The organism is Pseudomonas sp. WS 5532, from assembly GCF_012985445.1.
GTDB classification, from domain to species: domain Bacteria; phylum Pseudomonadota; class Gammaproteobacteria; order Pseudomonadales; family Pseudomonadaceae; genus Aquipseudomonas; species Aquipseudomonas edaphica.
This window is the reverse complement of the sequence record NZ_JAAQWK010000008.1, coordinates 292,180-299,503: the sequence shown is the minus strand read 5'-3', so window position 1 is coordinate 299,503 and position 7,324 is coordinate 292,180. Positions and strand designations below refer to the sequence as shown.

At 59.7% G+C, this 7,324-nt stretch carries 5 protein-coding genes; 2 read left to right on the top strand and 3 right to left on the bottom strand.

Translation table 11 applies throughout. The features are described from left to right. Window positions 1-938 precede the first annotated feature (938 nt). Window positions 939-3,548 carry a bifunctional aconitate hydratase 2/2-methylisocitrate dehydratase gene (acnB, locus tag HBO23_RS16540; RefSeq protein ID WP_017137496.1) on the bottom strand — a complete coding sequence of 870 codons (2,610 nt, stop codon included), beginning with the start codon at window positions 3,546-3,548 and terminating at the stop codon, window positions 939-941. A 394-nt stretch (window positions 3,549-3,942) separates the two neighbouring features. On the opposite strand from acnB, the gene HBO23_RS16535 reads away from it, so the two are divergent. Next, the gene (locus tag HBO23_RS16535) at window positions 3,943-4,413 is read left to right on the top strand and encodes a DUF1289 domain-containing protein (RefSeq protein WP_017137495.1); all 471 of its coding nucleotides are present in this window, start codon (window positions 3,943-3,945) and stop codon (window positions 4,411-4,413) included. Between the two features lie 131 nt (window positions 4,414-4,544). Here HBO23_RS16535 and HBO23_RS16530 read toward each other — a convergent pair whose 3' ends face one another. Further along, a complete protein-coding gene (locus tag HBO23_RS16530; protein ID WP_099549609.1) occupies window positions 4,545-5,408 on the bottom strand; it encodes a universal stress protein in 864 nt (287 codons plus the stop codon). Between the two features lie 149 nt (window positions 5,409-5,557). Here HBO23_RS16530 and miaE point away from each other — a divergent pair, with 149 nt between their 5' ends. Further along, window positions 5,558-6,160 carry a tRNA isopentenyl-2-thiomethyl-A-37 hydroxylase MiaE gene (miaE, locus tag HBO23_RS16525; protein ID WP_170037734.1) on the top strand — a complete coding sequence of 201 codons (603 nt, stop codon included), beginning with the start codon at window positions 5,558-5,560 and terminating at the stop codon, window positions 6,158-6,160. Here the strand turns inward: miaE and HBO23_RS16520 are convergent. Beyond that, window positions 6,116-7,315: an MFS transporter gene (locus HBO23_RS16520; RefSeq protein WP_170037732.1), complete on the bottom strand. Its 1,200-nt coding sequence runs from the start codon at window positions 7,313-7,315 to the stop codon at window positions 6,116-6,118. The genes miaE and HBO23_RS16520 overlap by 45 nt on opposite strands. Window positions 7,316-7,324: the final 9 nt, after the last annotated feature.

Sequence of the window (7,324 nt, the reverse complement as noted above, 5' to 3'; positions counted from 1 at the left end):
ACTCTTGTTTTAGGCTCATGGCGTCTCTCGTGTTCCAGGGCATGATGGCCTCCCGGCGAAGCTGGCTTCGCCGAGAAGTGTCCACCATGTCCCCGCACACCCGTCAACCATGTGTCCGGTCCGTACATAAAGACACAAAAGTAACCAAAAAGTCTTCGCCCCAACACTCGGTGCCTCGCTTAGGCTCGGCATGCCCGCAATCCGCCAGTGATTTGGGGGGCCGCCGCGATGGGCCATCCTTGGCCCAGCGCGGCTAAACCGGCATCCCTGCCGGTTTACCCCCCAAATCACTGTCAGATTCCGGCCATCGTGTTTGACGGGGCGATTTCAGATCAAGATCAAAAGCGCAGATCAAAAGACCGCTGACTTCGCCAGCGAAAAGGATGTAAGGGCCAGAGCAACAGCAACAGCAGAGCCATACTCGGTCAACTGTGGGAGCTGGCTTGCCTGCGATAGCATCAACTCGGTGTGCCTGATGTACCGAGGTGCCTGCATCGCAGGCAAGCCAGCTCCCACAGAAAAGCAGATCCTCAGTGTATGCAAATCCGCTTTTCGCTTTTGATCTAACCACTCAGGTCGGCTTTCAGGCCGCCGTGCTGTAGAGCTTGATCTTGATTTTGATCTGAGGCGCCCCGTTAACCACGATGGCCGGAGTGCGGGCATGCCGAGCCTAGGCGAGGCACCGAGTGGTGAGGCACAAACCTTTTGGTTACTTTTGGCTGGGCCGGCATTCCGGGCGTTTGCCAAAAGTGACCCGCTGTAAGAGCGGAACCATAGGTCGCCGCTATCAAAGAAATGGATATGTACACCACCAAAAGCCCGCCACAGCAGTCAAGCCAGCCCCCACAGTTGTTTATCAGTGTGACGAATACTCGTATTCCAGGCATAAAAAAACGCCGCGCATCTTGCGATGCGCGGCGTTTTTAAATCACAACATCTTAGGCTTGAATCACCGGGATGTTGGCGCTTGCTGCGATTTTGCGGAACTCGGCGATCTGGTCGAAGTTCAGGTAGCGGTAAACGTCGCTGGCCATGGTGTCCAGTTTCGCTGCGTAACCCATGTACTCTTCGACGGTCGGCAGGCGACCCAGCGTGGAGGCAACTGCCGCCAGTTCTGCCGAAGCCAGGTAGACGTTCGCGCCATCACCCAGACGGTTCGGGAAGTTACGGGTCGAAGTCGATACGACAGTCGAGTTCGGCTCTACACGTGCCTGGTTACCCATGCACAGCGAGCAGCCCGGCATTTCCATGCGCGCGCCAGCCTTGCCGTAGATGCCGTAGTAGCCTTCTTCGGTCAGTTGGTGAGCGTCCATCTTGGTCGGCGGCGACAGCCACAGACGGGTTGGCAGCTGACCCTTGACCTGCTCCAGCAGCTTACCGGCAGCGCGGAAGTGACCGATGTTGGTCATGCACGAACCGATGAACACTTCGTCGATCTTCTCGCCGGCAACACTGGACAACAGACGGGCGTCGTCCGGGTCGTTCGGTGCGCAGAGGATCGGCTCGTTGATTTCGGCCAGGTCGATCTCGATGATTTCGGCGTATTCGGCGTCGGCATCGGCTTCCATCAGCTCCGGGTTGGCAACCCAGGCTTCCATCGCTTGGGCGCGACGTTCCAGGGTGCGTGCATCGCCGTAGCCTTCGCCGATCATCCAGCGCAGCAGGGTGATGTTGGAGTTCAGGTACTCGGTGACGGAGTCCTTGGACAGCTTGATGGTGCAACCGGCAGCCGAACGTTCAGCCGAGGCGTCGGACAGCTCAAAGGCTTGTTCCAGCGTCAGGTCGTTCAGGCCTTCGATTTCCAGGATGCGGCCGGAGAAGGCGTTCTTCTTGCCTTTCTTCTCTACGGTCAGCAGGCCAGCCTGGATCGCGTAGTAAGGAATGGCATGAACCAGGTCACGCAGGGTGATGCCAGGTTTCATTTTGCCTTTGAAGCGCACCAGGATCGATTCCGGCATGTCCAGTGGCATTACGCCAGTGGCTGCGGCGAACGCGACCAGACCGGAACCGGCCGGGAACGAGATGCCCATCGGGAAACGGGTGTGGGAGTCACCACCGGTACCGACGGTATCCGGCAGCAGCATACGGTTCAGCCAGCTGTGGATGATGCCGTCGCCTGGACGCAGCGAAACACCGCCACGGGTCATGATGAAGTCAGGCAGGGTGTGGTGGGTGGTCACGTCGATCGGCTTAGGGTAGGCCGCGGTGTGGCAGAAGGACTGCATTACCAGATCGGTCGAGAAGCCCAGGCACGCCAGGTCCTTGAGTTCATCACGGGTCATTGGACCGGTGGTGTCCTGGGAACCTACGGTGGTCATCTTCGGTTCGCAGTAGGTGCCAGGACGAACGCCTTTGCCTTCTGGCAGACCGCAGGCCTTGCCGACCATTTTCTGTGCCAGGGTGAAGCCTTTGCCGGTGTCGACAGGTGCTTCAGGCAGTTTGAACAGGTCGGTAGGGCCAAGGCCCAGTTCAGCACGCGCCTTGTCGGTCAGGCCGCGACCGATGATCAGCGGGATACGGCCGCCGGCGCGAACTTCGTCCAACAGAACCGGGGTCTTCATTTCGAAGGTGGTCAGGACTTCGTCGGTGCCGTGTTTGCAGACTTTGCCAGCATGCGGGTACAGGTCGATCACGTCGCCCATGTTCATGTTGGTGACGTCGAATTCGATTGGCAGTGCGCCAGCATCTTCCATGGTGTTGTAGAAGATAGGAGCGATCTTGCTGCCGAAGCAGAAGCCGCCGGCGCGCTTGTTCGGCACGTAAGGTACGTCGTCGCCGAAGAACCACAGTACCGAGTTGGTTGCCGATTTACGCGACGAACCGGTACCCACCACGTCGCCGACGTAGGCGATCGGGAAACCTTGGCCGCGCATTTCTTCGATCTGCTTCATCGGACCGGTTTTGCCTTGCTCGTCCGGCACGATGCCTTCGCGCGCCATTTTCAGCATGGCCAGAGCGTGCAGCGGGATGTCAGGGCGGGACCAGGCGTCCGGGGCAGGGGACAGGTCGTCGGTGTTGGTTTCGCCGGTGACCTTGAAGACGCGCAGGCTGATCTTGTCGGCCAGGGTTGGGCGGTTGCGGAACCACTCGCCGTCAGCCCAGGACTGGATCACGCCTTTGGCGTGCTCGTTGCCGTTCTTGGCTTTTTCGGCCACGTCGTGGAACGCATCGAACATCAGCAGGGTGTGCTTGAGTTGGGCGGCCGCGACAGGGGCCAGCTCGGCGTCGTCCAGCAGCTCGACCAACGTCACGATGTTGTAGCCGCCTTGCATGGTGCCAAGCAGTTCAACCGCGCGTTTCTTGTCGATCAGGGGAGAAGTGACTTCGCCCTTGGCCAGGGCGGACAGGAAACCGGCCTTGACGTAGGCAGCCTCGTCAACGCCTGGTGGAATGCGGTTGGTGATCAGGTCAACGAGAAATTCTTCTTCGCCAGCCGGAGGATTCTTCAGCAGCTCGACCAGGCCTGCGGTTTGTTCGGCGTTAAGCGGCTGGGGAACGATACCCAGTGCTGCACGCTCTTCGATATGTTTGCGGTAGGCTTCAAGCACAGTTATTACCCTCATCAGTGGTCCCACGGGACGCTCATCCAGAAATGAACGGCACGCATGCGCTCGGGGGCTTTTTGGGCCGCAAAGCCAGCGCTGCCGGCATTCCTCACAGAAGCTGCTTTCAAAGTTTTACGCCTGCAGAACGGAGCTGATGAGGGTTGGCGCGGGCTCTGACCTACCGGGTCGAACCTGCGCCAACACCGTTCTGAAGGAACGACTGTGCTCGTGACGCTTTGAAAACAGCTTCCAGCGGATTATTGGCGCCTTACAAGGCCGGATGATTCTACGGCAAAAAAAATCTAAAGGTAAGTTACCTAGCCAAGTTTGCTGGGTGATCAACCTTAGACAAAGGGCTAACATGGCGCACTGTTTCGCTGATTTGTGTGCATTGCCCATGTCCAACCAAGCCATCAAGACCCCCTGCGTCGGCCTGTGCTCCACGGTTTACGGCGATCTCGTCTGCCGCGGTTGCAAGCGCTTCCACCATGAGGTGATTCAGTGGAATGGCTATAACGAAGAAGAAAAACGTGCGGTATGGCTGCGGTTGGAGCAACTGTTGGTGCAAGTGATGGCCGGCAAACTGGAAGTCTTCGACCCCAAGATGCTGCGCGGGCAGCTTGAGCTGCGCAAGATTCGCTTCGTGCCGCACCAGTCCGAGTACTGCTGGGCCTACCAGTTGATCGCCCGAGGCGCGCGGGTGATTTCCAACCTTGAAGCCTATGGCATGGTGTTGCTGCCGGAGTTTCGTGAGTGGGCACTCCCGGAACTGCGCGATGCCATCGATCGTGAGTTCTTTATCTTGTCCGAGGCGCATTACCAACGCTATATCGCGCCGGGGTTCCTGAGAGACGCACTGGGACACTGACCGCGCAGGTCAATGTGGGAGCTGGCTTGCCTGCGATGGCGGCAGATCAGCCAAAGGTGTTTTGACTCAAAGGTCGCTATCGCAGGCAAGCCAGCTCCCACCTTTGATCTCCATAGTTTGAAGAGGCTATGTCAGGCCTTGGTGGCCAACTCCTCCAGGTGATCCATCAACGCCTGCGGCTTAAGTACCAGCACATCACCTTCCACCGCATCCAGCACCACCTCCGCCGTATTGCCGATCAATGCGCCGGAAATCCCGGTGCGCGCCACTGTGCCGATAATGGTCACCGCCGCTTGCAGTGTGTGCGCGGCATAGGGGATCAACACATCCGCCGGGCCTTCGTTGATGTGCAAGTGGGTGTCGTCGATATCAAACTCGGCCTGGAACGCCTTGCATTGCTCGCGATAGCGCGCCTCGATAGTTTCCTTGAGCTGGAAGGTCGGGTCTGCTGCTGACAGCATGGGGGACGGGTGAGCGCTGATCACATGCAACTGGGCCTTGGCCAGGCTTGCAATATCGAACCCATGGTCGACGATAGCGTTGTGCAGTGCCTGGTGTTCGCTGTCGGTGTTGCCCACATCAATGGCCGCCAGCACCACCTTGCCGGCCCAGGGCGTCGAGGTTTTTACCAGCAGCACCGGCGTAGGGCAGTAGCGCAGCAGTTTCCAGTCTGCTGGCGTCAGCAGGGCCTTTTTCAATGGGCTGTCCGGAAAGTGCTGCTTGATCACCAGGCCACAGCCTTCGGCCTGCTGCACGTCGATGATGGTTTCATGCAGGCTGTCATTCCACGCCTGCTCGGTGGTCACGCTGTAGCCGTCCTCCTGCAGGCCGGACTTGAGCAGGCTGAGCAGCGCCGAATGCTCGTGCTTTTTGTCGCACACCAGCAAGTGCAGGTGCGCGCCGGTGACCCCGGCAATCAGCTTGGCGCGCTTGAGCGCGAGGCTTTCGGAATGCTCGGGTTCGATAACCACCAGGATGCTGCGGATGGCTTGCATGGTCGGGGTCTCCAAAGGGTGGGCCTGGAACAACTATAGTTGCTGCCCGCCAGACGTCATGTTGATGCACATCAAGGCCAGTAGCTGGTGGTCTGCGGCGGGGTCGGTATAATCGCCGGCCTTTTGTGATCCTTTTGCCCGTGAGCCCGATGAACCTGCCCGAAATCCACGAATTCCTCGGCTGCCGCACCCCCGACGCCTGGGTCCAGGCCGCGTTGGCCGATCAGCACACCCTGCTGATCGACCACAAGAACTGCGAATTCAAAGCCGCGAGCACCGCCCTCAGCCTGATCGCCAAGTACCACGCCCACGTGGACCTGATCAGCATGATGTCGCGCCTGGCCCGTGAAGAGCTGGTGCACCACGAACAGGTCATGCGCCTGATCAAAAAGCGCAAGATCGAGCTGCGCCAACTGCATGCCGGCCGTTATGCCTCGGGTTTGCGCAAGGTTGTGCGCAGCCACGAGCCGGTCAAGCTGGTGGACACGCTGGTGGTCGGCGCCTTTATCGAGGCGCGCAGTTGCGAGCGTTTCGAAGCCCTGGTGCCGCATTTGGACGAAGAACTCGGCAAGTTCTACTTCGGTTTGCTCAAAAGCGAGGCCCGGCACTTCCAGGGTTACCTGAAGCTTGCCTACCAGTACGGCGACGCCAAGGACATCGCCCAGGTGATAGAACGGGTGCGCGCCGCCGAGCAGGAACTGATCCAGTCACCCGACATCGAGTTCCGCTTTCACAGTGGCGTGCCAGCCTGAGGCGACGGCCACGCCGATCAGCGCGGTGATCCCGGCCAGCAGCAGGATCACCGTTTGCGTGCCCAGCGGCGCCGCCAGCACGGCGATCAACAGGCCCGCCAGCGGCTGCGCCAGGTTATTGAGCAAGGTGATCACGCCCACTGTCTTGCCGAAGTCCTGCACCGGAATCACCCGCTGGCGGGTGCTGCGCATGTACACATTGAACATCTTGTCGAAGCCGGTGATCAGCAGGAACCCCAGGGTGTAAGCCCACAGGTTAGGGCTGACGGCCATGACCAGTGCCCCCGCCGCGATCATTGAATAAGACAGCCCGCCGAGCAGCTTCAACGGCAGGCTGGAACGCGCCAAGTAAAACAGAATAACGATGGTCACCACTGCGCCCGCAGCCTGCAACAACGCATAGGCATCTTTGCCGGCGTCGAACAGGCCAGTGACCATGGCCGCAGACGTCGCCAGCGTGACTCCGATGATCAAGTTGACGCCCACCGCCAGGGCAATGACCCGCTTCAGTTCCGCCAGTTTGCGGATATGCCCGAAGGCAATGCGCAGCGGTTGCAGCCAGATATCCTGATGCTGCTCAAAGCTTTCCAGGCTGACCGTGGTGTTGCGCTGCCACACCAGCATCGCCAGGTCCGCCAGCACAAACAGCCCGGCAATGCCCGCCACCACCCACGGCCACGCCCACACCTCCAGCATCAGCGCCGCCACCAGTGGCCCCAGCACCAGGCCGCTCTGGTCGGCGATCTGTGAGTAGGACAAGGTCTTGGCATAGGTGTAATGCTTGAAGATATGCGGCATCACCACTTCGCGCGCCATGATGCCCTGGGTTGTCAGCACGCCGCACAGCGCCGACAGGATCACCAACCAATAGATGCCGTCGAACACGCCATACAACGCCACCGCCGCCACGCACGCCAATGCGCGGTAAACCTGGCTGATATGCAGAATGCGCACCGGCGAGAACTTGTCGCACAATGCACCGCACACCGGGAACGCCAGGTAACGCGGCAGTGACTCGACGAAGAACGCCAGCCCCGCCCACGACACACTGTTGGTGGTCTGGAACACGATCAGTGGCACGATAAATAACAGAATCTGGTCCGCCAGCCGCGACATGAACAGCGAGATAAAAAAAGCCAGGTAGTCCTTGCGCATGGTGCTCTC